20 protein-coding genes and 2 pseudogenes are annotated in these 25037 nt (G+C 73.8%); 12 read left to right on the forward strand and 10 right to left on the reverse strand.

Annotation, left to right across the window (positions count from 1 at the left end):
• Positions 1-31: 31 nt before the first annotated feature.
• Positions 32-340: a DUF1905 domain-containing protein gene (locus AMETH_RS19205; RefSeq protein ID WP_017982756.1), complete on the forward strand. Its 309-nt coding sequence runs from the start codon at positions 32-34 to the stop codon at positions 338-340.
• Here the strand turns inward: AMETH_RS19205 and AMETH_RS19210 are convergent.
• The gene (locus AMETH_RS19210) at positions 324-1328 is read right to left on the reverse strand and encodes a 2Fe-2S iron-sulfur cluster-binding protein (protein WP_017982757.1); all 1005 of its coding nucleotides are present in this window, start codon (positions 1326-1328) and stop codon (positions 324-326) included. The genes AMETH_RS19205 and AMETH_RS19210 overlap by 17 nt on opposite strands.
• A 1-nt stretch (position 1329) precedes the next feature.
• Positions 1330-2553: a cytochrome P450 gene (locus AMETH_RS19215; RefSeq protein WP_017982758.1), complete on the reverse strand. Its 1224-nt coding sequence runs from the start codon at positions 2551-2553 to the stop codon at positions 1330-1332.
• Between the two features lie 139 nt (positions 2554-2692).
• Between AMETH_RS19215 and AMETH_RS19220 the strand changes: the two genes are divergently transcribed.
• A complete protein-coding gene (locus AMETH_RS19220; RefSeq protein ID WP_026153165.1) occupies positions 2693-3622 on the forward strand; it encodes an AraC family transcriptional regulator in 930 nt (309 codons plus the stop codon).
• A gap of 364 nt (positions 3623-3986) precedes the next feature.
• The gene (locus tag AMETH_RS19225) at positions 3987-4238 is read left to right on the forward strand and encodes a roadblock/LC7 domain-containing protein (RefSeq protein ID WP_223842865.1); all 252 of its coding nucleotides are present in this window, start codon (positions 3987-3989) and stop codon (positions 4236-4238) included.
• A gap of 5 nt (positions 4239-4243) precedes the next feature.
• Here the strand turns inward: AMETH_RS19225 and AMETH_RS37010 are convergent.
• Positions 4244-5207, reverse strand: a pseudogene (locus tag AMETH_RS37010) (IS481 family transposase).
• Positions 5208-5571: 364 nt separating this feature from the next.
• Between AMETH_RS37010 and AMETH_RS19235 the strand changes: the two are divergent.
• Positions 5572-6252, forward strand: coding sequence for an SDR family NAD(P)-dependent oxidoreductase (locus tag AMETH_RS19235; RefSeq protein ID WP_017982763.1), 681 nt, complete (start codon positions 5572-5574; stop codon positions 6250-6252).
• Positions 6249-7265 carry an S-adenosylmethionine:tRNA ribosyltransferase-isomerase gene (locus AMETH_RS19240; RefSeq protein WP_017982764.1) on the forward strand — a complete coding sequence of 339 codons (1017 nt, stop codon included), beginning with the start codon at positions 6249-6251 and terminating at the stop codon, positions 7263-7265. The genes AMETH_RS19235 and AMETH_RS19240 overlap by 4 nt, the downstream gene beginning before the upstream one ends.
• A gap of 11 nt (positions 7266-7276) precedes the next feature.
• Here the strand turns inward: AMETH_RS19240 and lysX are convergent, their stop codons facing one another.
• Both lysX and AMETH_RS19250 read right to left on the reverse strand, forming a co-directional pair.
• Positions 7277-10567, reverse strand: a complete 3291-nt coding sequence (lysX, locus tag AMETH_RS19245; RefSeq protein ID WP_017982765.1) for a bifunctional lysylphosphatidylglycerol synthetase/lysine--tRNA ligase LysX — start codon at positions 10565-10567, stop codon at positions 7277-7279.
• Positions 10568-10571: 4 nt separating this feature from the next.
• Positions 10572-11795, reverse strand: coding sequence for an alpha/beta hydrolase-fold protein (locus AMETH_RS19250; RefSeq protein WP_017982766.1), 1224 nt, complete (start codon positions 11793-11795; stop codon positions 10572-10574).
• A 200-nt stretch (positions 11796-11995) separates the two neighbouring features.
• On the opposite strand from AMETH_RS19250, the gene AMETH_RS19255 reads away from it, so the two are divergent.
• Genes AMETH_RS19255 through AMETH_RS19275 form a run of 5 tightly spaced genes read left to right on the forward strand, consistent with a single transcriptional unit; the run spans position 11996 to position 17180 of the window.
• Entirely contained in the window at positions 11996-13267 is a 1272-nt protein-coding gene (locus AMETH_RS19255) for a MurT ligase domain-containing protein (RefSeq protein WP_017982767.1), read from the forward strand.
• Positions 13260-13970, forward strand: coding sequence for a type 1 glutamine amidotransferase (locus tag AMETH_RS19260; RefSeq protein ID WP_017982768.1), 711 nt, complete (start codon positions 13260-13262; stop codon positions 13968-13970). Before AMETH_RS19255 ends, AMETH_RS19260 begins: the two co-directional genes overlap by 8 nt.
• A 23-nt stretch (positions 13971-13993) precedes the next feature.
• The gene (locus AMETH_RS19265; RefSeq protein WP_017982769.1) at positions 13994-15394 is read left to right on the forward strand and encodes a sensor histidine kinase; all 1401 of its coding nucleotides are present in this window, start codon (positions 13994-13996) and stop codon (positions 15392-15394) included.
• On the forward strand, positions 15394-16053 hold the full coding sequence (locus AMETH_RS19270; protein ID WP_017982770.1) for a response regulator transcription factor: 660 nt from the start codon (positions 15394-15396) through the stop codon (positions 16051-16053). Before AMETH_RS19265 ends, AMETH_RS19270 begins: the two co-directional genes overlap by 1 nt.
• Complete coding sequence (locus tag AMETH_RS19275) at positions 16050-17180, forward strand: alpha/beta hydrolase (RefSeq protein WP_017982771.1); 1131 nt, start codon at positions 16050-16052, stop codon at positions 17178-17180. The genes AMETH_RS19270 and AMETH_RS19275 overlap by 4 nt, the downstream gene beginning before the upstream one ends.
• A 3-nt stretch (positions 17181-17183) precedes the next feature.
• On the opposite strand, the gene AMETH_RS19280 is transcribed toward AMETH_RS19275, so the two are convergent.
• The 5 genes and pseudogenes from AMETH_RS19280 to AMETH_RS42655 form a co-directional block, all read right to left on the reverse strand.
• A complete protein-coding gene (locus AMETH_RS19280) occupies positions 17184-18251 on the reverse strand; it encodes an alpha/beta hydrolase (RefSeq protein WP_017982772.1) in 1068 nt (355 codons plus the stop codon).
• A 99-nt stretch (positions 18252-18350) separates the two neighbouring features.
• A complete protein-coding gene (locus AMETH_RS19285) occupies positions 18351-19847 on the reverse strand; it encodes a N,N-dimethylformamidase beta subunit family domain-containing protein (RefSeq protein ID WP_017982773.1) in 1497 nt (498 codons plus the stop codon).
• Positions 19844-21010 (reverse strand): MFS transporter, encoded by a 1167-nt coding sequence (locus AMETH_RS19290; RefSeq protein ID WP_017982774.1) that lies wholly within the window; start codon positions 21008-21010, stop codon positions 19844-19846. The genes AMETH_RS19285 and AMETH_RS19290 overlap by 4 nt, the downstream gene beginning before the upstream one ends.
• Positions 21007-21600 (reverse strand): phosphatase PAP2 family protein, encoded by a 594-nt coding sequence (locus AMETH_RS19295; RefSeq protein ID WP_017982775.1) that lies wholly within the window; start codon positions 21598-21600, stop codon positions 21007-21009. Before AMETH_RS19295 ends, AMETH_RS19290 begins: the two co-directional genes overlap by 4 nt.
• A gap of 10 nt (positions 21601-21610) precedes the next feature.
• Positions 21611-22392, reverse strand: a pseudogene (locus AMETH_RS42655) (Chromate resistance protein ChrB).
• On the opposite strand from AMETH_RS42655, the gene AMETH_RS19305 reads away from it, so the two are divergent.
• Positions 22294-23781: an FAD-linked oxidase C-terminal domain-containing protein gene (locus tag AMETH_RS19305; RefSeq protein WP_017982777.1), complete on the forward strand. Its 1488-nt coding sequence runs from the start codon at positions 22294-22296 to the stop codon at positions 23779-23781. The pseudogene AMETH_RS42655 and the gene AMETH_RS19305 overlap by 99 nt on opposite strands.
• Entirely contained in the window at positions 23781-25037 is a 1257-nt protein-coding gene (locus tag AMETH_RS19310; protein WP_017982778.1) for an FAD-binding oxidoreductase, read from the forward strand. The genes AMETH_RS19305 and AMETH_RS19310 overlap by 1 nt, the downstream gene beginning before the upstream one ends.

Consider the following 25037-nt stretch of genomic DNA (forward strand, 5'->3'; position numbering starts at 1 on the left):
AACTGTCGGTGCCCCGTGAGACGCTCCGCGGGTGGACATCGTCTTCGACGCAGAGCTCTGGGTGTGGGACGCGCGGCGCGCCGACACCTGGACGTTCGTGAGCCTGCCCGCCGACGCCTCGGACGAGATCAGCGACCTCACCGAGGGCAGCCGCCCGGGCTTCGGCTCGGTGCGGGTGCGCGTCCGGGTCGGCGCGACCACGTGGACGACCTCGGTCTTCCCGGACAAGGCGCGCGGCTGCTACGTGCTGCCGGTCAAACGCGCCGTCCGGGAAGCCGAGGGCCTGCACCCGGGCGACACCACGGCCGTCACCCTCGAAGTCCTCACGAGGCCGGCGTGAACTTCTCCCGGTGGATCCGCCGCGGCGACATGCGGCGCCGTTTGAACGCCTTGACCCCGGCCTCCACCATCGCCGGCGGGCCGCACAGCCACCCGGACCAGCCGCGTCCACTGGGGACGTCCTCCACGAACGCGTCGGTCGGGAAACCGCTGCGGTACGCCGGATCCGGCTCGTCCGACAGCACCGGCACGAACCGGAAGCCCGGGTGCTGCTCCGCGATCTCGGCGAACCGGCCGAGGTCGTACAGGTCCGCCGCGCCGCGCACCCCGTGGTACAGCAGCACCTCCCGCGACGGATGCCGGGCCAGCGCGGTGCGGGCGATGCCGACCAGCGGCGCCAGCCCGGTGCCACCGCCGATGAGCACCATCGGGCCGCCGTCGTCCTCGTCCGGCGGCGGCAGGTGGAAGTCGCCCAGCGGCCCGGTCGCCTCGACCCGGTCGCCTGCGGTGAGCCCGTCGAAGAGCCAGCGGTCGGTGGCGATCCCGCCGGGCACCCGCCGGACGTGCAGCTCCAGCACCTTGTCCTCGTCGGCCGTGTTGGCCAGCGAGTACTGGCGCCGCGCGCCGGAGCCGGGCACGACCAGCTCGACGTACTGCCCGGCCTCGAACGCCAGCGGCTCGGCCAGGCCCAGCAGCACCCGGCGGGTGTCGCGCGCGATGTCGGCCACCTCCAGCACGGTGGCCGTCAGGTCGCGCAGCGGGTGCGTGACGCGTCCGGCCTCTGAGGTGCTGCGCACCTCCGTGTCGGCGAGCGGCCGGGCCTGGCAGGCGAGCGCCAGTCCGGCCGCGCGTTCGTCGGCGCTGAGGGTGTCCTCCGGCGCAGCGCCGTGGTCGACCTCGCCGGAGAGCACCTGGAGCTTGCAGGTGCCGCAGGTCCCCTGGTTGCATGAGTTGGGCATCCACACCCCGCCGCGCAGGAACGCCTCCAGCAGGGTCTGGCCGGGCTCGCAGTCGACCCGCCTGCCCCCGACGCTGACCGCGAACGTCACCTCACACCTCCCAGGTGACGTGCAGCGAAGTGGGGCCACGGAAGCCCCAGCCCCAGAACTCGACGCCCTCGCGGGTGTCGCGCTCCAGGTTCGGGATGGCCTCGAACAGCTCCTCCAGCGCGATCCGCATGACGTGGTTGGCGAAGTAGATGCCCGCGCACGCGTGGTTGCCCGCGCCGAAGGCGAGGTGCGGCAGCGGCGGGCGGTGCAGGTCGTACTGCGAGGGCGCCTCGTACTTGCCGGTGTCGTGGTTGGCCGAGCCGTAGGACAGCATCACCGGGGTGCCGGCGGGCAGGTCGACACCGGCGATGGTCACCGGTTTGGTGGAGATGCGCGCGGTGGCCGACCAGATCGGCGAGGTCCACCGCAGGCCCTCGGCGATCGCCCGCGGGATCAGCGTGGGGTCGTCGACGACCTCCTCCAGCTGCTCGGGCCTGCTGAACAGGCCGACCAGGGTGGACGCCATGCCGTGGCCGGGCTCCTGCATCGCGCCGAGCAGGTACACGTAGATCGTCGGGTAGATGTACTCGCGGTCGCGGGTCTGGCCAGGCGGCATGCCGTCGTGCAACCAGTGCGAGATGGCGCTGTCGTCGGGCTGCTCGATCCACTTGTCGATCAGCGGGTCGACCACGGCGCGGATCTCGGCCTTGGCCTGGTCGCCCTCGGCGAAGCCCTCGGGGTTGGCGAACTCGCCGTTCTCGTCGACGGCGGCGTTGGTGAAGGAGCGGTTCAGCTTGGCGAACCACTCGCGCAGCTTGTCCGAGTCGACCTCCTGCAGGCCGAGCAGGTCGCCGAGCGAGCGGACGCTGACCGGCTCGCAGTACTGGGCCACCAGTTCGGCGTGCCCGTCGTTTTCGAACCGCTCCAGGTAGCGGCGCGCGATGGGCCGCACCAGGTCGTCGATCCAGCGGTCCACCTCGGCGGGCTGCAGGGCGGGCTCGACCATGGAGCGCAGGTCGGCGTGGATGTCGCCGTTGACGCCGATGATCGCCGGGTGCCCGAAGGTGCGGCCGCCGGCCGGGGTGATGACGGCCTCGAAGTCCGGGCTGGTCGCGACCTCGCGGCAGACCTCGGCGGTCGAGGCGACGTAGGACCCCAGAACCGGCACGAAAGCCAGCGGCGCCTCCGCGCGCAGCCGCTCGTACACCTCGTACGGGTTGCGCTCGAGCTGCGTCATGGTGACCTCGTCGAGCCAGGCGAGATCGGGCCGTTCGGTCGTCGTCATCGCGGTGTCCTCCCACGTCGTTGTCCGGGATGAGACGGGAGGCTAGGCAGCCCTGACCCGCGGCGCGACACGCTTCGCGCGGTCCCGGCACGGATCGCGCGGCGAGTTCGGGACGTCTGTCTCTGATACCCTCCTGCGCATGCCCGCACGGCGTAGTGCGCCGCCCCGGGACTGGCACCAGGCGTCCCGGAAGGTGGCGGAGGCGTATTTCCCGCACGAGCTGCAGCCGCTCGGCGGCGGCCGCGATCCGCGCCTGACGCTGCGTACCCTCGACCTCGGGCCGGTGCTGGTGGGGCACGTCGGGTGGGGCGCCGACGTGCGGGTCGCGTGCGACTACCCCGGCGCCTACGAGATCAACATGCCGCTGACCGGGCACCTGGAGAGCCGTGGCAGGCACGGGCCGGTGGTGTCGGTGTCCGGGCAGGCGACGGTGTTCCGGGCCGACACGCCTTCGCTGATCAGCCACTGGGACGCCACCTGCACGGTGCTGGGCGTGAAGTTCGACAGCGGGTGGCTGGACCGCGAGGCCGAGCGGGTGCTCGGCGGCGACCGCGTCACGCTGCGCGGCGAGCTGCCGGATCAGCTCGACCTGGCCGCCGGGCAGGGGCGCGCGTGGCGTCAGCTGGTCGGCAGCCTGGCGGCGAACCTGCACGAGCCCGGCCTGCTTGGCGACGTCGTGCGCGACCAGCTGGCCGGCGCGCTCGCGGCGAGTTTCCTGCTGGCCGGGTGCCCGGAGGCCGGCGCGGGCCCGGCGCCGCGCCCGCGGGCGATCAACCGGGTGCTGGACCAGCTGCACGACGACCCGGGCCGCCCCTGGACGGCGGGCGACATGGCCGAGGTCGCGGGCACCAGCGTCCGCCGCCTGCAGGAGGGGTTCCGGCAGTGGGTGGGCTGCAGCCCGACCGAGTACCTGCTGGGGATCCGCCTGCAGCGGGCCGACGCGGACCTGGCCGCCTCCGGGAGCACGGTCAGCGAGGTGGCCGCGCGCTGGGGCTTCTCCAGCGCGAGCCGGTTCGCGGCCGCCTACCGGCGCCGGTACGGCGTGCCGCCCGCACAGGCGCACCGCTGAATGCGCTTTCCGCATCCCGTGGTGTTGAGAGCGAAAACGCTATCACCGGACCGCGCTGCCCTCGCTGATCGACTGTCCTTTCCGGACTGATTTCGGCGTTGTGGCCTGTCATGTCCACTTCGGAAGATCAGACACCACGGCGCCGCGTGGACCGTGAGTCCTGCACGGTGTCGTCACGTTTTACATTACAGGGCAAGAGCAATCTCACCCGAAGGCCTTGTACGCGGTTTGATCAACCCGCCTGCACCGACCGCGAGTAGTGATGATGTACGCCCGATTTTCACGCCATGTTCTGACACTTCGTGGACGCGAAGGCGCGTTCACCGAGACCTCGTGCCCGCTGACGGAGAAAGACGGACAAGTGGTGGACTTCGACGCACTGGCCGCCGAACTGCGCGGCCTCCGCGACAGTGTCGCCGGGGTGCCGGACACGGTGGTCGCGGCGGTCGACGGGAACTGCATCTTCGCCGACGCGGACGAATCCATCGACCCCGCCAAGATCTCCGCGCTCGCCGCCGCCGACCTGGGCATCGCGCGCCAGGCCTCCGAGCTGGCCGGCCAGGGCTCGCTCAACCAGACCGTGGCGTTCAGCAGCGACAGCTACCTGGCCGTCTAGGTGTGCTACTGACGGTGGCCGGTGACAGGCTGGGCTTGGGACTTCTGTAGCAGCCTCTCATAGGGGGTTTGGCCGCCGAGGCCGCCGTGGGGTCGGTGGTAGTTGTCGTAGTCCTCCCGTTCCTTGAGCTTGTCGTTGAACACCCCCGCGTCGTCGATGACCACGCCGTCGAGGAGACGGTAGAACTCTTCGGTGTCGATGCGGTGGGAGCGCTCGACCTTGCCGTTGAGCCGGGGTGTGGCCGGGCGGATGTAGGTGGCCGATGCCTTTGTCGAGCACGTGCCAGTGGAACGCGGGCTGGAACTCAGCGCCGTTGTCGCTCTGGATTTTCTCGACTTGAAAGGGCAGCCGGGAGGGCACGTAGTCCAGGAACTGGATCGCGGTCTTCTGGTCCGACCGAGGGCAGATGCGCAGCACCCGCAGTCACGTGCAGTCGTCCATGGCGGTGTACTGGTAGTACCGCTTGCGCTTGGCGGTTCCCGTGGTGATGGGTTCGATGAACTTGACATCGATCTGAACGTGGTGGCCGGGCCGTTGCTTCTCGTAGCACTTCCAGCGCTGCTGGTGCCGCTCGTAGCGCTGCGAGGCCGGCAGCCGGTTCATGCCCAGCCGTTTGAGGATCCGCCACACACCGGACTGGCTGATGGCCACGTCGTGGTAGCGGCGCGAGTACATCGCGATCTTCAGCGGGCCGAAGTGATAGTGCTGCCGCAGGTGAATGATCTTGCCCACCACCTCGGGATGGGTCACGTTCGGGCTGCGCATCGGCGCGCTCGAGCGGTCCTTGAGCCCCTCCAGCCCGTGTTCTTCGTAACGGCGTTTCCACCGATAGAAGATGTTGCGGCTGATGCCGTAGTAGCGGCACGTCGCGGCCACATTGCCGCTGACCTCCTCAGCACGACCAAGCACAGCCAGACGCCGGTTCGCGCGCCTGGCCAGGTCCTTCTCACTCCACACTCGCTCAGCCATGAGCTCCCTTCCTAGATCAGGAGCCCAGACTGTCAACAACCTCTGTCAGTTTTAGACCTAGGGACTGTCCGGTAGGTCATCGGAGCCAGAGGACGATGGCCACCGTTGTGAGTTCGACCTGGTAGCTGTCGGCCGCGGGCGTGCGCCCCATTTTCCGAGGCCCCAGCAGGGGGTGCCATCCACGGTCCCACGACCGCGACCGTGCATGCGCGGTCTTCCACGGGCTGTACCGTTGGAACAGACCACGCCATGGCGCCACCCCCAACGTGTTCTCACGACGCGCGCGAAGACCTGGTCAGCGCCCCGCGATACGCGCGGAGATTTCCCTTGACCTCCAGGTAACTGGAGGTTTCATGCTGACGACATGGCACACGACAGAACCGCGGTCGTCACCGGGGCCTCCCGCGGGCTCGGACTCGCCCTGACCGGAGCGCTCGCGCGGCGCGGCTGGCGGGTGATCGCGGACGCGCGCGACGGGGACCGGCTCGAGCGCGCGCTCGCCGGCGTTTCCGGCGTCACCGCGGTCGCGGGCGACGTCGCCGACCCCGGGCACCGGACGACCCTCGCCGAGGCCGCTCCGGACGGGGTGGACCTGCTGGTCAACAACGCGAGCGCGCTCGGCCCCAGCCCGCAGCCGCCGCTGGCCGACTACCCGCTCGCCGCGCTGGAACGCGTCTACGCGATCGACACGATCGCTCCTCTGGCGCTGATCCAGCTGCTGCTGCCGGGCCTGCGCCGCCGCCGCGGCCGCATCATCGACATCAGCTCGGACGCCGCCGTCGAACCGTACGCGGGCTGGGGCGGCTACGGCTCGGCCAAAGCCGCCCTGGACCAGCTCACCGCCGTCCTCGCCGCCGAGGAGCCGGACGTCCGGGTCTACGCGTGCGACCCGGGCGACATGAACACCGACCTGCAGCAGCAGGCGTTCCCCGGCGAGGACGTCTCCGGCCGGCCGGCGCCGCAGACGGTCGTGCCCGCGCTGCTGCGGCTCGCCGAGGGCGACCTGCCGAGCGGGCGCTACGTGGCACGGGACATCCTGCCGTGACCATCCCCTTCACGCTGCCGCCGGACAGCGAGGCGACGGCGCCGCCCGAACACCGGGGCGTGCCGCGCGACGCGGTGCGGCTGCTCGTCGCCCGGCCAGGCCGGATCGAGCACCACCGGTTCCGCGACCTGCCGGACCTCGTCGAGCCGGGTGACCTCGTCGTGGTCAACACCTCCGCCACGGTGCCGGCCGCCCTGGATGCGGTGCGCGGCAACGGAAATCCGGCGCCCGTGCACCTCTCGACGACCCTGGATGACGGCGGCTGGGTGGTCGAGGTGCGGCTCGCGGACGGCAGTGGCCCGGACCTCTCGGTGCACCCGGGCGAGCGGATGCGCCTGCCCGACGGGGTCACCCTGACGCTCGTCGAGCCGTTCACCAGCGCACGGCTCTGGCGCGCGGCGGTCACGCCCGAGGTGCCCGTGCGGGACTACCTGGCCCGGCACGGCCGCCCGATCGGCTACGGCTACCTCGCCGGGCGGTTCCCGCTGCGGGACTACCAGAACGTGTACGCGTCCGAGCCGGGCAGCGCCGAGATGGCCAGCGCCGGGCGCCCGTTCACCGCGCCGCTGCTGGTGCGCCTGATCGCCCGCGGCGTCGTCGTCGCCCCGATCGTCCTGCACGCGGGGGTCTCCAGCCCAGAACTGTACGAACCACCGGCCGCCGAACGGTTCACCGTGCCCAAGGCGACCGCGCGGCTGGTCGAGCTGACGCGCGCCGCCGGCCGGCGGGTGATCGCGGTCGGCACCACCGTCGTCCGGGCGCTGGAGAGCGCCACCGAACCCGGCGGCACAATGCACGCAGCGACCGGGTGGACCGAGCTGGTGCTCGGGCCCGCCCGGCCACCGCGGGTGGTGACCGGGCTGGTCACCGGCCTGCACGCGCCTGAGGCCAGCCACCTCGGACTGCTCGCCGCGGTCGCCGGGCGCCCCCTGGTCACAGCGGCCTACGACGCGGCGCTCGAACACCACTACCTGTGGCACGAATTCGGCGACTCCACACTGTTCCTGCCCTGACCCCGGCCACCTCACGGACGCGGACCCGGCCGGGCGAACGGGAACGCCAGGCTCTGCCGGATCGAGGCCCCCGTCAGCATCATGACCAGGCGGTCGATCCCGATGCCGAGCCCGCCGGTGGGCGGCATCCCGTGCTCGAGCGCCAGCAGGAAGTCCTCGTCGAGTTCCATCGCCTCGATGTCGCCGCTGGCAGCCCGCAGCGACTGCGCCTCCAGGCGCCGGCGCTGCTCCAGCGGATCGGTCAGCTCGGTATAGGCGGTGCCGATCTCCGCGCCGAAAGCGATCAGGTCCCACCGTTCGGCGAGGCGGGGATCGCGGCGGTGGGCGCGCGTCAGCGGCGAGGTCTCGGCCGGGTAGTCGGTGTAGAACGTCGGCTCGACCGTGGCCGGCTCGACCAGGTGCTCGAACGCCTTCCCGACGAGGTCGCCGTGCCCCGCCCCGTCGTCGGCGGGCACCCCGGCCGCCCGGCACCAGCGGCGCAGATCGTCCGCCGAGGTGCCGGGAGTGACGGTCTCGCCGAGCGCACGGGACACCGCCTCGTACACGCCGACGACCGGCCAGTCGCCGGAGAGATCGACCTCGCCCAGGTCCGGGCGGCGCGCCACCGGCGCGCCGTAGGCGGCGACGGCCGCGTCCTGGATCAGCGACCGCGCGAGCCCCCGCATCGTCTCGTAGTCGGCGTAGGCCTGGTAGGCCTCCAGCATCGTGAACTCGGGGTTGTGGGTGGCGTCCACCCCCTCGTTGCGGAAGTTGCGGTTGAGCTCGAACACCTTCGCCACACCGGCCACGCACAGCCGTTTGAGGTAGAGCTCCGGCGCGATCCGCAGGTACATGCGCTGGTCGTAGGCGTTGATGTGGGTGACGAACGGCCGCGCGTTCGCCCCGCCGTGCACCGCCTGCAGCATCGGGGTCTCGACCTCGAGGAAACCGCCTGCCTGCAACCCGTCACGCACCGAGCGCACCACCGCGCTGCGCAACCGCAACATGTCCGCCGCGGCCGGGTTGACGATCAGGTCCAGGTACCGCTGCCGCACCCGCGTCTCCGGGTCGGTGAGGCCCTTCCGCTTGTCCGGCAACGGGTGCAGGCACTTCGCCGTCACCGTCCAGTCCGACACCATCACCGACAACTCGCCCCGCCGCGAGGTCATCACCTCGCCCGTCGCGCCGACGTGGTCGCCGAGATCGACCCCGTCCCGCCACAATGGATCGTCGCCGAGGACCAGCTGGAGGTGGGAATCGCCGTCCTGGATTCGCGCGAAGCAGACGCCGCCGAGGTCCCGGATCGCCGTCACCCGTCCCGCGACGCGCACCTTGCGGCCGGTGTGGGTGTCCGGCGGCAAGCCGCCGAACTCGCCGCGCACCGCGGCGAGGGAGGTGTCGCGGTCGAAGCAGGCCGGGTAGGGGTCGATCCCCGACTCGCGCAGGCGGTCGAGCTTGGCGATCCGGACGCGCACCTGCTCGGGGCGGCGCACCGGGCGCGGCTGCGGGCGGACCGCCTCGATCTCGCGCAGACGCGCCAGGAAAGCCTCGTCGACGCCGTCGGAGGAGATGGCGCGGCGCCCCGCTCCCACACCCGTGGGCAGGAAACCCTCCAGCGCGCCGGCGACCAGGCCGATGCGGCCGAGCCGCCGCGCCGAGCTGTAGCAGAGGAAGCGCGGTTCCCAGTCCGGTCCGTATTTCGCGTTGGACCGGTACAGCGATTCGAGCTGGAAGAACCGGGACGCCAGGCCCAGCAGCGCGCGCCAGGCGCGCAGCACCGGCCCGGCGCCGATCCGCTCACCGGCGGCGAACACGGCGCGGAACATGGCGAAGTTCAGCGAGATGCGCTGCACACCCAGCTCCCCGGCGGCCCGGACGAGTTGCACGATCAGGTACTCGTTGAGCCCGTTCTCGGCCTCGCGGTCGCGGCGCATCAGATCCAGCGACAGCCCGCGCCGTCCCCACGGCACGAACGACAGCAGGCCGCGCAGGTTCCCGTGCGCGTCGAACGCCTCCACCATCACGCACCGGCCGTCCGCGGGGTCGCCGAGCCGGGACAGCGCCATCGAGAAGCCGCGTTCGGTCCGCGCGTCCCGCCACCGCTGGGCGTGCGCGAGGAGGTCGTCCATTTCGGACCGCGGGATGTCGGCGTGGCGGCGGATCCGCGCGGTGTACCCGGCGCGCTCGATGCGGCGCGCGGCCTGACGCACCGACCGGCGCTGCGGGCCGGCGAGGCTGAAGTCGCGGACGTCGAGGACCGCCTCGTCGCCGAGCTCCAGCGCCTTCAGGCCCGCGCGCACGTAGGCCCGGGCGCCGCGTTCGCTCGCGCCCAGCACACCGGTGGCCCAGCCGTAAGTCCGCGACTCGGCGAGCCAGGCCCCGATGGCCTGCGGCCAGGCGTCCGGATCGCCGACCGGGTCGGCGCTGGCGATGCTGGTCCCGCCCAGCACCCGGTAGGTCACCGCCGCCCGGCCGCTCGGATCGAAGACGACCGACTTGTCCCGGCGGGTGGCGAAGTAGCCGAGCGAGTCGTCCTCGCCGTGCTCAGCCAGCAGGGCACGCAGGCGCAGCTCGTCGTCGTCGGTGCGGCGCTGCTGCCCGCGGACGCCGCGGAAGAACACCCACAGGGTCGCGACCGCGGACAGCGTGGCGCCGACGTCGAGGAGGGCGTCGATCCAGGCCGGTCCCTCCCGCACGCCGAGCCGCCTGAGCTGGAGGAGCTCGCCGGTCGCGTGGTTGACCGCCCAGGCGAAGGCGTCGCCGAGACCGGTCAGGGTGCCGGGGAAGACGGCGAGCAGGCCCCAGCCGAACAGGATCGTCGCGCCGAACCCGGCCAGCGCGACTCCCAGCGCGTGCTTCCACGCGCCCGGCGCCAGCCGCGCCGGGAAGGCCGGGCGCAACGCCAGCAGCAGGGCGATCAGGGCGACCGCGGCGATCTCGGCGCCGGTCAGCGCCCACAGGGTGGCCGGCAGGTGCTCGGGCGCGCGGCGCGGCAGCACCAGCACGTGCGGCGCCCACAGCAGAACCATCTGGAACGCCACGTCCATGAGCAGCCCGGCGACCTGGAACAGGATGAGCGTGTTCAGCGCGGCGCGCTTGCGTCGCCGCAGTGCCGCCCCCAGCACGGCGAGGACGAGCGCGATGAAGATGTTCGCGTCGGCCGGGATGTTGATCAGGGAGAACAGCCCGACGGTCCAGCGGTAGAAGTCGTGGTTCCCGCCGGACACCAGCAGCGCCACCGACGCCACCGCGCCGAGCTGGACGACGGTGGCGACCACACCGCCCGCCTTGGACCGCCACCGCGGCACGGGCCGTCGGATCACGGGGTCAGAGACTGGTGTCGGTGCCATGGAGCGCTCCGGGAGTTCCGGTGTCGGGCAGGGGCCATGCCGGGATGCCGCCCGCGTACTGCTGGACGTCACCCGGGCCGGACGCTGCGACGGGGTTGCCCAGCTGGGTGTCGAGCCAGTCCAGCACGGCGGGCAGCTCGGCGCGAACGGCGGCGAGGTTGTGGCCGGCGATCGGCAGCACCCAGGCGGTCAGTTCCGCCGGTGGCGTCGCGGCAGCCTGCAGGCGCCGCAGGGCGGCGCACTCGTCGCCCGCGGCGGCGTCCGCGGTGACGAGGAGCCGCAGCGGGGCCGGGTGGTCGCGCAGCACCGCGGAGACGTCGTTGGCGCGGCGCAGGTCCTCGCGCCCGTGGAACAGGTCGCCGGTCTCGGCGTCGTGCGGGGTGGCGTCGTAGCCGTTCATGCTGACCGCGCTCGCGTACCACTGCGGGTGCCGGGCCGCGAGGTCCAGCGCGCAGTAGCCGCCCGAGGACCACCCGGCCGTGGCCCAGCCCTCGCGGTCGCCGCGGACCCGCAGGTGGTCGACCGCCCACGACCGCAGGTCGGCCGAGAGGTAGGTGTCGTCGGCCGGCCCGCCCGCCGCGTCCACGCACTCCGAGTCGTGGGTCAGCCGCGGTTCTCCGTTGGGGTCGGGCACGATCACCACGACCGGCGGCAGCCGGTGGGCGGCGATCGCGTCGTCGAGCTGCCCGGGCAGGCCGTAGAGGGTGGCGACCTGGCGGGGCTCGCCCGGGAAATGCGGGATCCACTCGACAACGGGGAACCGGAAGCCCGCCCAGTCCGGCGCGGTGTACACCGCGGGCAGGTAGACGTCGATGTCCCGGGTCAGGCCGGTGCGCTTGCCGGTCACGGTGAGGTGCACCAGCGACCCGAGCGCGTTGCCCGCGCGAGCGCTCGCCGTGCCCAGTGCGCGGCCGAGGTCACGCCCGTCCGGCCCGGCCTCGGCGACCGTGCCCTCGGCCGGGTCCGGCGAGGTGCCCAGCAACGACCCGAGCGTCGGGTAGAAGCTGCCCGCCGCGTTCACGGCCGATCCGCACGCGAGCACCACGGCCACCACCGCCACCACGGTGGTGGCGACCCGGCCGGCGACGCGACGGCGCCAGCGGTCCCAGGCCCACGGCACCGCGGCGGCGCAGCCGAGCGCCACGACGGCCACGACGAGGACGAACGGGAGCGTGTCGATGCGGATCGTGGAGGCGTGCACGCACTCAATCTAACCGCGTTCCACCTGGGTTCCGACGCCCCTACCAGGCAAGACAGCGTTCAGCGTCCACTCAGGAAACCGGGCCTAGAGTGACCCGGAAGCGGTCTGGCCGCGGCGCGCGCGGACCCGTTCTCAGGGTCCGCACAGCATCCACGGCGCACAGTGGGGCCGAGCCGACCCCGCCTCGAAGGAGATCGCCCGTGCCCCTGGGTTCCCCGGTCCTGGACGAACGGCGAGCCCGGACCGCGCCCCGGCTGCCCCGGCGCGCCCGGGTGGCGGTCGCGCTCGGACGGACGGCAGCCGGCGGATCCCGCCGCCTCGGGCTGGGAGCGGGCGGAGTCGTCGGCGGCCGGATCGCCGCCGCGCTGGACCCGGACGTGCTGCACCACCTCGGCCGTCACCGCACCGTCGTCCTGGTGACCGGCACGAACGGCAAGACCACCACCGCGTCGATGCTGACCCGGATCCTGGAGCCGCTGGGCGCGGTCGCGGCGAACCGCGACGGCGCGAACATGCCGGACGGGGTGATCACGGCCCTGGTGGACCGTCCGGACGCGCCGCTCGCGGTCCTGGAGGTCGACGAGAACTACGTGGCCGAGGTGGCCCAGCGGCTGCGGCCGGCGTGCCTGGTGCTGCTCAACCTCAGCCGCGACCAGCTCGACCGCGTCGGCGAGGTGCGGACGGTCGAGCGCGCCCTGCGGGAGGCGATCGGCGCGCTGCCGGGCACCGCCGTGGTCGCCAACTGCGACGACCCGCTGGCCACCTCCGCCGCGACGGCCTCGGCCCGGCCGGTCTGGGTGAGCACGGGCGGCTGCTGGACCGCGGACGCGCTCGCGTGCGGACGGTGCGGACGGCCGATCCACCACGACGGTCCCGCCTGGCGCTGCCGGTGCGGGCTCGCGCGGCCGCGCCCGGACTGGGTGCTCGCCGGCGACCGGGCCGTGGACGCCGGGGGCCGGACGGTTCCGCTGGAGCTCCGGTTGCCGGGCCGGGCCAACGCGTCGAACGCGGTCATGGCCGTCGCGGCGGCCGCGCTGCTCGGCGTGGATCCCGGCGCGGCCGGTGCCCGCCTGGCCACGATCACCGAGGTCGCGGGGCGGTACCGGCGCACCGTCCTCGGCGGGCACCCGGTGCGGCTGCTGCTCGCGAAGAACCCCGCCGGGTGGCGCGAAACCCTGCCGCTGCTGGACGACCGGGCGCCGGTCGTCATCGCCGTCAACGGGCGCGAGGCGGACGGGCGCGACCTGTCGTGGCTGTGGGACGTGCCGTTCGAGCGGTTGCGCGGCCGCCCGGTGGTGGCGGCCGGGGAACGCTCGGCGGACCTGGCGGTGCGCCTGACCTACGCCGGTGTGGCGCACCTCCGGTGTCCCGACCCGGTTCGCGCCGTGGCCGCGCTCGATCCCGGCCCGGTCGAGCTGGTCGCGAACTACACCGCCTTCCGGCAGCTGGCACCGCGGAGCGCCGATGGCTGACTCGGCGGTGCGGATCGGGCTCGTCCTGCCGGACGTGCTGGGCACCTACGGCGATTCGGGCAACGCGGTGGTCCTGCGCCAGCGCATGCGGTGGCGCGGCATGCCGGCCGACGTCGTGGAGGTCCACTACGGCGACCCGGTGCCGGACAGCCTGGACGTGTACCTGCTCGGCGGCGGGGAGGACGAGGGGCAGGAGCTGGCGGCCGACTATCTGCGCGAGCACGCGGGCCTGCGGCGAGCGGCCGCGCGGGGTGCGGTGGTGTTCGGAGTCTGCGCCGGGCTGCAAGTGCTGGGCACGTCGTTCCGCACCGGCGACGGCCGCCGCCACGACGGGCTCGGCCTGCTCGACGTGGTGACCGGCCCGGGGAAGCGGCGCGCGGTCGGGGAGATCGTCGTGGAAACCCCCGCGGGACCGCTCACCGGATTCGAGAACCACCTCGGGGTCACGACGGTGGGCCCCGGCAGCCGGCCACTGGGCCGGGTGCGCACGGGGACCGGGAACGGGGACGGCACCGACGGCGCGGTCACCGGTCACGTCCTCGCGACCTACCTGCACGGCCCGGCCCTGGCGCGCAATCCCGCGCTGGCCGATCTGCTCATCGGCTGGGTGACCGGTTCGCCGCCGGCGGACCTGCCGCTGCCCGAGGTGGACGAGCTGCGGCGGGAACGGCTGCGCGCCGCCCGTGGCGGGGCGCGGTGGTGACCGGCTTTCCCTACCCTGCTGGCATGGCGCACCTCCTGTCCCGTCTCGGTGTCCGCACCCGGACCACGGTGGTGGCGGTGGCCGTCGTCGCCGCGGCGATCGTGGTGGCGGGGGCCGGAGTCGTGCTGCTGCTGGGCTGGTCCCTGGAGAAGTCCACGACCGAGGATGCCCGCAGCGCGGGACGCCAGGTCGTGCACGAGATCGCGCGGGAAGGGACCCGTGACCTGACCGGCGCCGACGTCGCGGGTAGCGGGGATTCGGCCTCGGTGCTGCAGGTCCTCGACGCGCAGGGGCGGGTGGTCACGGCGGACCCGGCCCTGGCCGGGCTGCCGCCCTTGACGCCGGTGCGGCCGGCGCCGGGCCACGAGATCGTGGAGACCGTGAGCGTGACGGTGAACGGGACCGGCGAGGACTACCGCCTCGTGTCGACCGGGGTGGCCGGTCCCGGCGGTCCCTACACCGTGGTGTCGGCGCGCTCGCTGGCGCCGGTGACCGAGGCGCTGACGCGCCTGTCGTTGCTCTTCGCCGCGGCGGCGCTGCCGTTGCTGGCGATCTCGGCGTTCACCGTGCACCGCGCGGTGGGCTCGGCGTTGCGCCCGGTGGAGCGGATGCGCCGCACCGTCTCCGAAATCACCACCCGGGACCTGGAACGCCGGGTGGAGCTGCCGCCCGGCCGCGACGAGGTGCACCGGCTCGCGGTGACACTGAACTCGATGCTGGACCGGCTGGCCTCCGCCCAGGGAGCACAGCGCAGGTTCGTCGCCGACGCCAGCCACGAGCTACGGTCCCCGGTCAACACCATGGCCACCGCGCTCGAGGTCGCCGAGCACCACCCCGCCGCGATGAGCAAGGACGAGCTGGTCACCGTGGTGTCGCGGGAGACCAGCCGGCTGCGCGAACTGGTGGACGACCTGTTGCTGCTGGCGCGCACCGACGACGCGACGGACAACCCGCCCTCCGGCGAGGTCGACCTGGACGACCTCGCCCGCGCCGAGGCCGAACGGGCCCGCGCCACCGCCGGTGTGCGCGTGGAGATCCGCACCGAGCCGGTGAAGGTCACCGGCAACGCCGCCCAGTTGCGCCGCGCGGTGCGCAACCTCGTCGACAACGCGTGCGAGCACGCGGCCGGCCGGATCAAGGTGCGCACCGCCACCGACGGCGACACCGCCGTGGTCGTGGTCAGCGACGACGGGCCCGGCGTGCCCGAGCGGGATCGGGAGCGGATCTTCGAGCGGTTCGTGCGGCGCGACGACGCCCGGCACCACGGCGCTCCCGGCAGCGGCGGATCGGCCGGGCTCGGGCTGGCCATCGTGGCGGGGATCGCCGGCCGGCACGGCGGCTGCGCGGAGTGCGTGGACAGCACCGACCCGGCCTATCCTGGCGCCGAGTTCCGCATCCGGCTGCCGCGAAGGAGGCAACCCTGATGCGCGTGCTGGTCGTCGAGGACGAGCGGGCGTTCGCCGAGACCCTCCGCAAAGGACTGACCGCGGAGGGGTTCTCGGCCGAGGTCGCGCACAGCGGGCCGGACGGGCTGTGGCTGGCGCGGGAGCAGCGCTTCGACGTCATCGTCCTGGACCTCATGCTGCCCGGGATGTCCGGGTACGAGCTCCTCAAGCGCCTGCGGCAGAACGAGATCTGGACGCCGGTGCTGGTGCTGACCGCGAAGGACGGCGAGTACGACGAGGCCGACGCGTTCGACCTCGGCGCCGACGACTACCTCACCAAGCCCTTCTCCTACGTCGTCCTGCTCGCCCGATTGCGGGCCCTGCTGCGGCGCGGCGCGCCGGAACGGCCTGCCGTGCTCACCCTGGGCGACCTGCGGCTGGACCCGGCGGCCCGGACCGTGCACCGCGGCGACCGGGAGGTCGAGCTGACCGCGCGCGAGTTCGGGCTGCTGGAGTTCCTGCTGCGGCGGCGCGGGGAGGCGCTGAGCAAACGGGAGATCCTCACCCACGTGTGGGACGCGCACTACGACGGCGACGAGAACATCGTCGAGGTCTACATCGGCTATCTGCGCCGCAAACTCGGACCGGACCTCATCCACACCCTGCGGGGTGTCGGCTACCGGATGTCGGCGCCATGACCACTGATGTGGTCGTCCCGGCCGACGTGGCCCGCTACTGCCGCGCCGCGGGGCCGCTGGAGTCGCCGCTGATCTGGCTCGGCTTCGCGGCGGCGGCACTCGTCCTGGCCGGCCTCGCCGTCCGGTCGCGCCGGGCGCGCCGCCGGGCCGTGATCGCGGCGGTGTGCTGCGCGCTGCTGGCGGGCCTGACCGGGCTCAACACCTACGTCGGGTACATCCGCACCGGGCACGACCTGGCGGTGCTCCTCGATCGCGGCGGCGCGCCCGGCCGCGCCCTTGGCCGGCTGTTCGACGACGGCGGCGGCAGCAGCTCGGCGGCCGCCGGCCGGGCCGTCCCCGCCGGCCAGAGCGCTCCCCTGCTCGACTCGTTCGACCTTGCCGACCCGGCCGACGGCATCCCCAGTGGCCGGACGTACGTGCTGCTGCCGCCGGGATACGCGAGCTCGGAGCGGTCGTACCCGGTGGTCTACCTCGTGCACGGGTATCCGTTCGGGTCCGCGCAGGACTGGCTGACCGCGGGCGACGCACCCGGCGCGCTGGACCGGCTGTACCGGGATGCCGCAATCCCGCCGATGATCGTCGTGAGCGTCGACCTGACCGCCGGGCAGCCCGAGCGCGACTGGGAAGGGCTGGACGTCCCGGGGGGTCCGCGGCTGGAGACCTACCTGGCCGGTGTCGTGGTGCCCGCGGTCGACAGCCGCTACCGCACGATCCGGGACCGCGCGGATCGCGCATTGGGTGGCATGTCCGGCGGCGCGTTCGCCGCGCTGAACACCGGCCTGCACCACACCGGCGAGTTCGGGGTGCTGCTGCTGACCCTGCCCTACGACACACCCGGCGACATCCGGGCCGAGTTCCACGGCGACCGCGCGGCGATCGAGCGGAACACGCCACGGGACTACCTGCCCGGCATGGTCTTCCCCGACCCGGTCGCGGTGTTCCTCGCGGCCGGGTCGCACGACGGCGGCGACCTGGACCGGGCCCGGCACCTCGCCGGCCAGCTCGCCGCCGACGGGCAGCGGGCCGTCGTGCACGTCGAACCCGGCCTGAGCCACACCTGGCGGACGGCGCGGGCGACCCTGCCGTACCTGCTGGTGTTCGCCGGCGACAACTTCCGCGCCGGCTGAGGATCAGCCGCTCACCCTGGACACCAGCCACGGCAGCGCGTCGGCGAAGGCCTGGCGCCACAGGACGAAGTCGTGCCCGCCGCCGGGCACCACCACCAGCCGCGTCGTGATCCCCGCCCGGGCGGCCGCCGGCTCCAGGGTGCGGGCGGCGGCCAGCGGGTCGTCGTCGGCGTCACCGACCTCGAACCACCCGCCGAGCCCGGGGTAGCGCCGGTGGGCCATCAGCCACGCCGGTTCGTGCGCCTCGAAGTCCACTGTGGAGCCGCCGAACAGTGCGGGGACCGTGTCGCCGAGGTCGTTGCCGTCCCCGGAGCGGGGCCCGGCCAGGCCGCTGAAGTCGGCGAAGGCGGCGAAGGTCTCCGGATGCCGCAAGGCGAGCGTGATCGCGCACGAGCCGCCTTCGGACAGTCCGGCGACCGCCCAGTGCGCGCCCGGCGGCTGGGCGAAGAACCGGCTGGTGACGAACCCGGGCACGTCCCGGGCCAGGTAGGTCTCGGCCCGCCCGGCCGGGCCGTCGACGCACTCGCTGTCGGCGTCGAACTCCCCGTTGATGTCGGGCATCACCACGATCGGCGCCCTGCCCCCGTGGCCGGCGGCCCAGCTGTCCAGAGTGGTCGTCGCGTCGCCGCCGCCGGTCCAGTCCCCCGGCGCCCCCGGCGTGCCGTGGAGCAGCACCACGACGGGCAGCTTCGGGCGGGGACGGGCGAACCACGCGGGCGGGAGGTACACCTGGGCCGGGCGCGTGTCGAAGTGCGACGCCGGTCCGGGGATCGTGATCGTGACGAGCCTCCCCGAACCGGGCACGCCGGACTGCCCGAGCTGCCGCATTGATGCGGCGTCCCGCCCGGGCAGCCCGATCACCTGCCCGACCGTGAGGTAGTAGCCGTAGGAGGCGTTGACCGCGGCGAGCACGTTCGCGACGGCCAGCACGAACGCGACGGCGGCCAGGGTGACGCGCGCCCAGCGCCGCCGCAGCAACCAGGCGAGCAGCCCGGCGCCCACGAGCGCGACCAGCAGCAGGACGCGGACCGGCCACCAGCCGGTCAGCGGCGTCTCCGCGAGGACGGTCACGAGGCGCCAATCTAGAGGCCGCACCGCCGGGGCGCACGGGATCACGATGCCCCCGCGCTCAGCGTCCTCTCAGCGGCCCGCCACCGGACCGGCGTCGGCCTAGTGGATGCCGAGGGCGGCCAGGTTGTCGGCCGCCGGGTGCGCGGCTCCTGTGGGGCCGGCGGCGTAGGCTCGCAACAGCCGTTCGGTGATCGCGCGGATGGCCGCGCCCGCGGCCGCATCGCCGCCGGACTGTGGGCAGCCCGGGTCGAGGCCGCAGATCCAGTACTGGGTGCCGGCGGAGAACACAGCCGCGCCGGATGAGGTCGTGTAGTACGTCGTGTCCGCGAAGTCCGGTTTCCCGCCGCACGTGACCGGCGAATGGAACAGGACGTCGATCGGGCGTGGCGTCGGCACCGCGAGGTCCACCCGCTCGTACTCATCGCCCACCAGACCGCGCAGGTGCTGTCCGGTGTGGACGATGCCGGCCAGCAGCCAGTTCTGCTCGGCGGCGGCCACCAGGTCGGCGTGCACCGGGTTGCACTGGTAGAAGTTGCCGAGCAGCACGCTTTCCGGCCTCGGGTACGGCGGCGAGCGCCACTCCGGGGTGGCCTCCAGCGGATCGGTCAGCCGGGCCGGATCCTCGCCGAACGACTTGTAGTCGATCTCGACCCGGTCCGGGCCGGTAGCCGACGGCGCGAACCGGATGTGCCGGTAGATCTCGTTGCCGCCCAGGAACGCCAGGTTCACGCCGCGGTCGCGGGCCGCGCTGACGTTCGCGCGCATCGCGCTCGACCAGTACTCGTCGTGGCCGAGGGTGATCATGGCGCGGGCGCCGTCGAGCAGGTGCGGATCGGCGTGCAGGTCCACGTCGGTCGTGTAGCCCAGCGGCAGCCCCAGGCTCTCGGCGAACCGCGCCATCGGCAGCTCGAAGAACAGGAAATCGCCCGCGGCCCGCATGTCGCGCGCCTGGTAGGGCCGGTCGAACGAGACGGCGCGGGACCGTTGCGGCTTCCGGCCGCTCGGCGAGTCGTAGAGGCTGTAGCCGCCCCAGCGGTTGTAGGCCTGCCAGGTCGTGAGCGCGTTGACGAGGACGATCCGGCAGGCGTTGAACGGGGTGCGCACGGTGAGCGGCACGTACTGCTGGGCCTGGTTGTCGCCGTCCAGGCGCAGCAGGTAGTCCCCCGGCGCCCAGCCCCCCGTCGGCACCTCCAGCGACGGCTGCCACGGCGCCACCACCGTGCTCGTCGGCGCCTGCACCACAGCCGGAGCCTGCACACGGCCCGGCACCGGGGCGGACTGCCACACGCGGAGCGCGTCCGAGCCGGCGTAGGCGCCCATGCGGAACGCGGTCACGGTGAACCGCGCGGCCGTGGTGCTCACGAACAACCGCACGGTGTCCCCGGGCAGCGCGCTCGTGCGGTCGGCGTAGCCCTCGATCCCGTGCTCCGGACCGGGATGGGTGATCTCCCAGCCCGGCGTGCCCCGCTCGGCTCCCGGCGCCGGAGCGGGCGGCGCGGGTGTGGGCGCGACTGGCGGCGCAGGCGTGGGCGCGGTGCAGGCCGGCACGAGCAGCGCCAGCGCGGCGAGGGCGCAGGCGAGCCGGCCGGGCTTCACGACCGCCGCTCCAGACCGGTCGCCACGGCGGCGACCGCCATCACCGCGGCCAGCGTGACCAGCCCGGCGTCCAGCGACGACGTCACGGCCACCGCGCCCACCAGCAGCGGCGCCCCGGCGTCGCCGAGTTCGCGGCCGACCTCGGCGGCCCCCATGGTCTGGCCGAGGCGTTCCGGGGGCGTCGTCGCGGCCAGGTGGGCGAACCCGAGCGGGGTGGCGAGACCGACCCCGGCGCCGACGGCCACCGCCGCGCCGAGGACCCCGCCGATCCCGGGCACCAGCGCCGCGATCGTGAGCCCCGCCGCGGCCGCGGCGAGCCCGAGGGCCATGCCCGCGCCCTCCCGCAGCCGGCCCGCGTCGCGGGCGCGTCCGGCCCAGGGCTGGACCAGCGAGGAGCACACCGCCAGCACCGAGACCGCCGCCCCGGTCGCCAGCGGCCCGAGCCCGGCGGCCGCGCCGGTCACGGGGAGGAACCCGACGCCGACGGCCAACGCCCCGGTCGCCGCGGCGAGGGTCGCCGTAGGACGGAGGAAGTTCGCCTGTCCCAGCCGGCGGGCCAGGTCGAACACCGTCTGGCGGGCACGGGGCAACGGTGGCACCGCCGGGACGGCCAGCGCCGCCCACAGCGCGGCCAGCACCGCGAGCCCCGCGAGAACGGCGAATAGCAGTGTGAACCCGCCGACGGTGATCAGCGCGCCGCCCAGCACCGGTCCGAGCGTGTAGCCGAGACCCTTCCACGCGCCGTAACCCCCGAACGCCCGGCCCTGCCGCTTCACCAGGGAGAGCCGGGCGACCAAGGCCCCTGCCGCGGGCGAGAACGCCGCGGCGGCGGCGCCCTGTCCCAGGCGCGTCAGCCCGACCAGCGCCGGGTTGCCCGCCACCACGAACGCGGCGGACGCGACCGCGAACGCCAGCAACCCGCCCAGCAGCACCGGGCGCGGCCCGATGCGGTCGGCCAGCGACCCGAAGACGGGTTTCAGCACGACCTCCGCCCCGTCGTAGACGGCGAGCAGCAACCCGAGCGTGAGCAGGGAGGCGTGCTGACCGTGCGTGTACGCGCCCAGCCCGGCGGCGATGCTGTGCGCGCCGAAGGCGGTGACGAACCCGGCCGCGTACAGGGGTCGCAACGCGCGCCGGTGGGTGGTGGTGCCGGTCCCGGTCATGCCGAGCCCTTCTGCGGGGCGGTCGTCAGCAGCGGCCGCAGCGGTGAGCGCTCGGCCAGGCGGAGCAGCCACTCCAGCGGCCGCCGCACCACCAGGTAGCCGGCCAGGCTCACCACGGCGCCCAGGACGAGCCCGGCGAGCACGTCCCCGGGGTAGTGCGCGGCGATGTACACCCGCGAGAAGGCCATCAGGATCGCGGCCACCGCGGCGATCACACCGAGGCTCCGCCGCACCAGGAACAGTCCCGCGGTCACCGCGCCCGCCATCACAGCGTGGTCGCTCGGGAAGGACGGGTCGGTGCTGCGGTGCGCCAGCACGAGAACACCCGGCATCGCCGCGTAGGGCCGGGCCTCTCCGACCAGGTCGGCGACCGGCTGGTTCACGCCGAGCGCGGCGAGCATGCCCAGCGGGGTCCAGATCGCGGCGGCCATCGGCGGCACGGCCGCCTGCCCGCGGGCCGACCACCAGCCCGCCACCATCAGCGCCGCGAACACGACCAGCCCGTAGGCCGCATACCCCGCCACGACAGCGTGCAGCCAGGGCGTGCCACGGGCGAAATCATTGACCCAGAGGAAGAGCTGGGTGTTCACCGCCACCTCCTCACATCTGGTGCAACGCCTCGAAGACCTGCTCCGTGTAGTCCGCCAGCTGCGCCGTGCACCGCTCCAGCCGCTCGGCGGCTTCCGCGGCACGCGGGGCCCCGAACACATCGCGCGCCTTGAGGTCCCGGTGCCACCGGCGCAGCCGCTCCAGGCTCTGCTCCTCCTCCTCGAGCTCGGCCATCGTGAACTTGCGGTGGGCGATCTCCTTGTCGATCTCGGCCTCGAACTTGCCGCAGTCGGCCACGAACTCCCCCACTCCTCCTCGCGGTCGGCCGTGAACAGCGCCTCCAGGCGCGCTCCGTCCTCCTCGGCGCGCCCGGCGGCGTCGAGGACGACCACCTCGCCGCCGCCGCGCCGGGCGAGTTCGAGCACGCGCGACACGCCGTCGGCGAACCCCGGCACGTCGGGGACCGCCCACGTGCCCTGGCCCAGCGACAACGCGCCGACCCGCCGCAACTCCCGCCACACGGCCACCCGGTGCCGCGACGGCGAGGCGGGGACCCGCACCACCAGCACCAGCCAGCGAACCGGCTCCAAATCTGTCACAGACAGCAATGTAGCACCTGTTACACACGGTTTGACGGCGCCGGAGCCGGATCCTACGGTTTCACCAGGACATCGACGTCCCCGCGAGTCGATCGGCCCGTCCACACCCGTTGCAAGCCAGCACGGAGGGCGCGCATGACAATCGACGAGGCACCGGCCCGCCGGTCCGCGATCACCGGGCTGGCCAGGCGGTTGCGCACGGCCCTCGGCCCGGACGCGGTGATCGACGATCACCAGCGGCTGCGCACCTACGAATGCGACGGGCTCGCCCACTACAAGGTCACCCCCGCCCTCGTGGTCCTGCCCGCCGACGCGACCGGGGTCGTGACGACCGTGCGGGCGTGCGCCGAGGCCGGCGTCCCGTTCGTCGCACGCGGTTCCGGCACCGGGCTGTCCGGCGGCGCCCTCCCGCACGCCGACGGCGTCCTGATCGTCACCTCCCGGTTGCGCCGCATCGTCGAGATCGATCCGGCGAACCAGCGCGCCGTCGTCGAACCCGGGGTGATCAACCTCGACATCACCAGGGCGGCCGGGGCCGACGGCTACTACTACGCACCCGATCCCTCCAGCCAGCAGATCTGTTCCATCGGCGGCAACCTCGCCGAGAACTCCGGCGGCGCGCACTGCCTGAAGTACGGGTTCACCACCAACCACGTCACCGGCGCGGAGTTCGTCGCCCCGGACGGGGAGGTCGTGCGGCTCGGCGGCAAGGCCCCCGACGCGACGGGGTACGACCTGCTCGGCGCGATCGTCGGCTCGGAAGGAACGCTCGGGGTGGTCACCGAGGTGACCGTGCGGCTGGTCCGGCTCCCCGAGGCCGTGCGGACGCTGCTGGCCGGCTTCCCGGGCACCGACGCTGCCGGCGCCGCGACCTCGGCCGTCATCGGCGCCGGCGTGGTGCCCGCCGCGATGGAGATGATGGACGCGCTCGCGATCGAGGCCGCCGAGGCCGCGGTGCGCTGCGGGTACCCGGCCGGGGCAGGCGCGGTCCTGATCGTGGAGCTGGACGGGCCCGCGGCGGAGGTGGACGCGCAGTTCGCCGAGGTCGAGCGCCACTGCCGGGCGCACGGTGCGTTCGAGATCCGCATCGCCGCCGACGACGCGGAGCGCGCGAGCTTCTGGCGGGGCCGCAAGTCGGCGTTCGCGGCGGTCGGGCGGATCAGCCCGGACTACATCGTCCAGGACGGCGTCATCCCGCGGACCGTGCTGGCCGAGGTCCTGCACCGCATCGCGGAGCTGTCCCGGGACACCGGGATCCGGGTCGCCAACGTCTTCCACGCCGGCGACGGGAACCTGCACCCGCTGGTGCTGTTCGACGACTCGGTGCCCGGCGAGGCCGAGCGCGCCGAGGAGGTCTCCGGCGCGATCCTGGACCTGTGCGTCGAGCACGGCGGCTCGATCACCGGCGAGCACGGCGTCGGCTCGGACAAGGCGAAGTTCATGCCCCGCATGTTCACCGAGGCCGACCTCGACACGATGCAGCTGCTGCGGTGCGCGTTCGACCCGGACGGGCTGGCCAACCCCGGCAAGGTCTTCCCCACCCCCCGGCTGTGCGGCGAGGTGCCGGGACGGCACAAGGGTGCGCACCCGTTGCAGGACGCGGGAATCGCCGAGGTGTTCTGATGCGCGCGCCCGGGGACCTGGTGCTCGGCGAACTGTCGGCGACCGCCGCCGCGTGGCCCGCCGGGGAGGCCGACCACGTCGACGGGGTGCCCGCCCGCCTGGTCGCCGCACCGTCCACCACGGACGAGGCCGCAGCCGTGATGCGGATCGCCGCGCAGCACGGGCTCGCGGTCGTGCCGCGAGGCACCGGCACGAAGCTGACCTGGGGCCGCCCGCCCGAACGCGCCGACCTCGTCCTCGACACCAGGCGGATGGACCGGATCGTCGAGCACCGCGCGGGCGACCTCGTCGTGCACGTCCAGGCCGGGGCGCGGCTCGGCGCGGCGCAGGAACACCTCGCGCCGGCCGGGCAGCGGCTGGGCATCTCGCCGGTGCTGACACCGGGCGCCGGGCCGGGCACCGCGGGCGGGGTGATCGCGACCGCCGCCACCGGCCCGCTGCGGCTGTCCCACGGCGCGGTCCGCGACCTGCTCATCGGCATCACCCTCGTGCGCGCCGACGGGACGGTCGCCAAGGCCGGCGGGAAGGTCGTCAAGAACGTGGCCGGGTACGACCTCGGCAAGCTGCTCACCGGCTCGTGGGGAACGCTCGGGCTGGTCACCGAGGCCGTGTTCCGGCTGCACCCGCTGCCGCGGGCGGCGCGGTGGGTCGTCGTCGGCGTCGCGTCCGCGGCCGACACGCACGACAAGGTCCAGCGCGTGGTGCACTCCCAGGTCGTCGCGAGCGCGCTGGAACTCGACCGCCCCGCCGGCGACCCCGCCGCGCTGGCGGTCCTCGTCGAAGGCATCCCCGAGGGGGTCGACGGTCGCGTGCGCACCCTGGTCGACCTGCTCGGTGGTGACGCGACGGCCGCCGACGAACCCCCGGCGTGGTGGTGCCACGCACCGTGGGCGGCCGGCGAGGTGGCCCTGCGCCTCACCCACGAGATCGCCGGGCTGCCCCGGCTGCTCGACGCCGTCGACGACACCGCGCGGCGGTGCGGCCTGCGCGCGGCGGTGCGCGGCTCGGCCGGTGTCGGCGTCCTGCACGCCGGGATCCCCGCGGACCCCGGCGCGGTTCCCGCGTTCGTCGCGCGGTTGCGCGAGCTGTCGCCGTCGTGGAGCGGGGACGTCGTCGTGCTGGACGCGCCGCCGCGGGTCAAGACCGCGCTGGACGTGTGGGGACCGGTCCGCGGGCTCACCCTGATGCGGCGCGTCAAGGACCAGTTCGACCCGGCTCGGCTGATGGCCCCCGGACGGTTCGCAGGAGGGATCTGA

Origin of the sequence: Amycolatopsis methanolica 239 (genome assembly GCF_000739085.1) — a bacterium.
Taxonomy (GTDB): Bacteria; Actinomycetota; Actinomycetes; order Mycobacteriales; family Pseudonocardiaceae; genus Amycolatopsis_E; species Amycolatopsis_E methanolica.

Excerpts from the sequence above, each read along its gene's own strand:
- AMETH_RS19305 (WP_017982777.1), top strand. The coding sequence starts at position 22,294 with ATGACAATCGACGAGGCACCGGCCCGCCGGTCCGCGATCACCGGGCTG.
- AMETH_RS19260 (WP_017982768.1), top strand. The coding sequence starts at position 13,260 with ATGGCTGACTCGGCGGTGCGGATCGGGCTCGTCCTGCCGGACGTGCTG.
- AMETH_RS19265 (WP_017982769.1), top strand. The coding sequence starts at position 13,994 with ATGGCGCACCTCCTGTCCCGTCTCGGTGTCCGCACCCGGACCACGGTG.
- AMETH_RS19235 (WP_017982763.1), top strand. The coding sequence starts at position 5,572 with ATGGCACACGACAGAACCGCGGTCGTCACCGGGGCCTCCCGCGGGCTC.
- AMETH_RS19215 (WP_017982758.1), bottom strand. The coding sequence starts at position 2,553 with ATGACGACGACCGAACGGCCCGATCTCGCCTGGCTCGACGAGGTCACC.
- AMETH_RS19270 (WP_017982770.1), top strand. The coding sequence starts at position 15,394 with ATGCGCGTGCTGGTCGTCGAGGACGAGCGGGCGTTCGCCGAGACCCTC.
- AMETH_RS19220 (WP_026153165.1), top strand. The coding sequence starts at position 2,693 with ATGCCCGCACGGCGTAGTGCGCCGCCCCGGGACTGGCACCAGGCGTCC.
- AMETH_RS19310 (WP_017982778.1), top strand. The coding sequence starts at position 23,781 with ATGCGCGCGCCCGGGGACCTGGTGCTCGGCGAACTGTCGGCGACCGCC.
- AMETH_RS19290 (WP_017982774.1), bottom strand. The coding sequence starts at position 21,010 with ATGACCGGGACCGGCACCACCACCCACCGGCGCGCGTTGCGACCCCTG.
- AMETH_RS19275 (WP_017982771.1), top strand. The coding sequence starts at position 16,050 with ATGACCACTGATGTGGTCGTCCCGGCCGACGTGGCCCGCTACTGCCGC.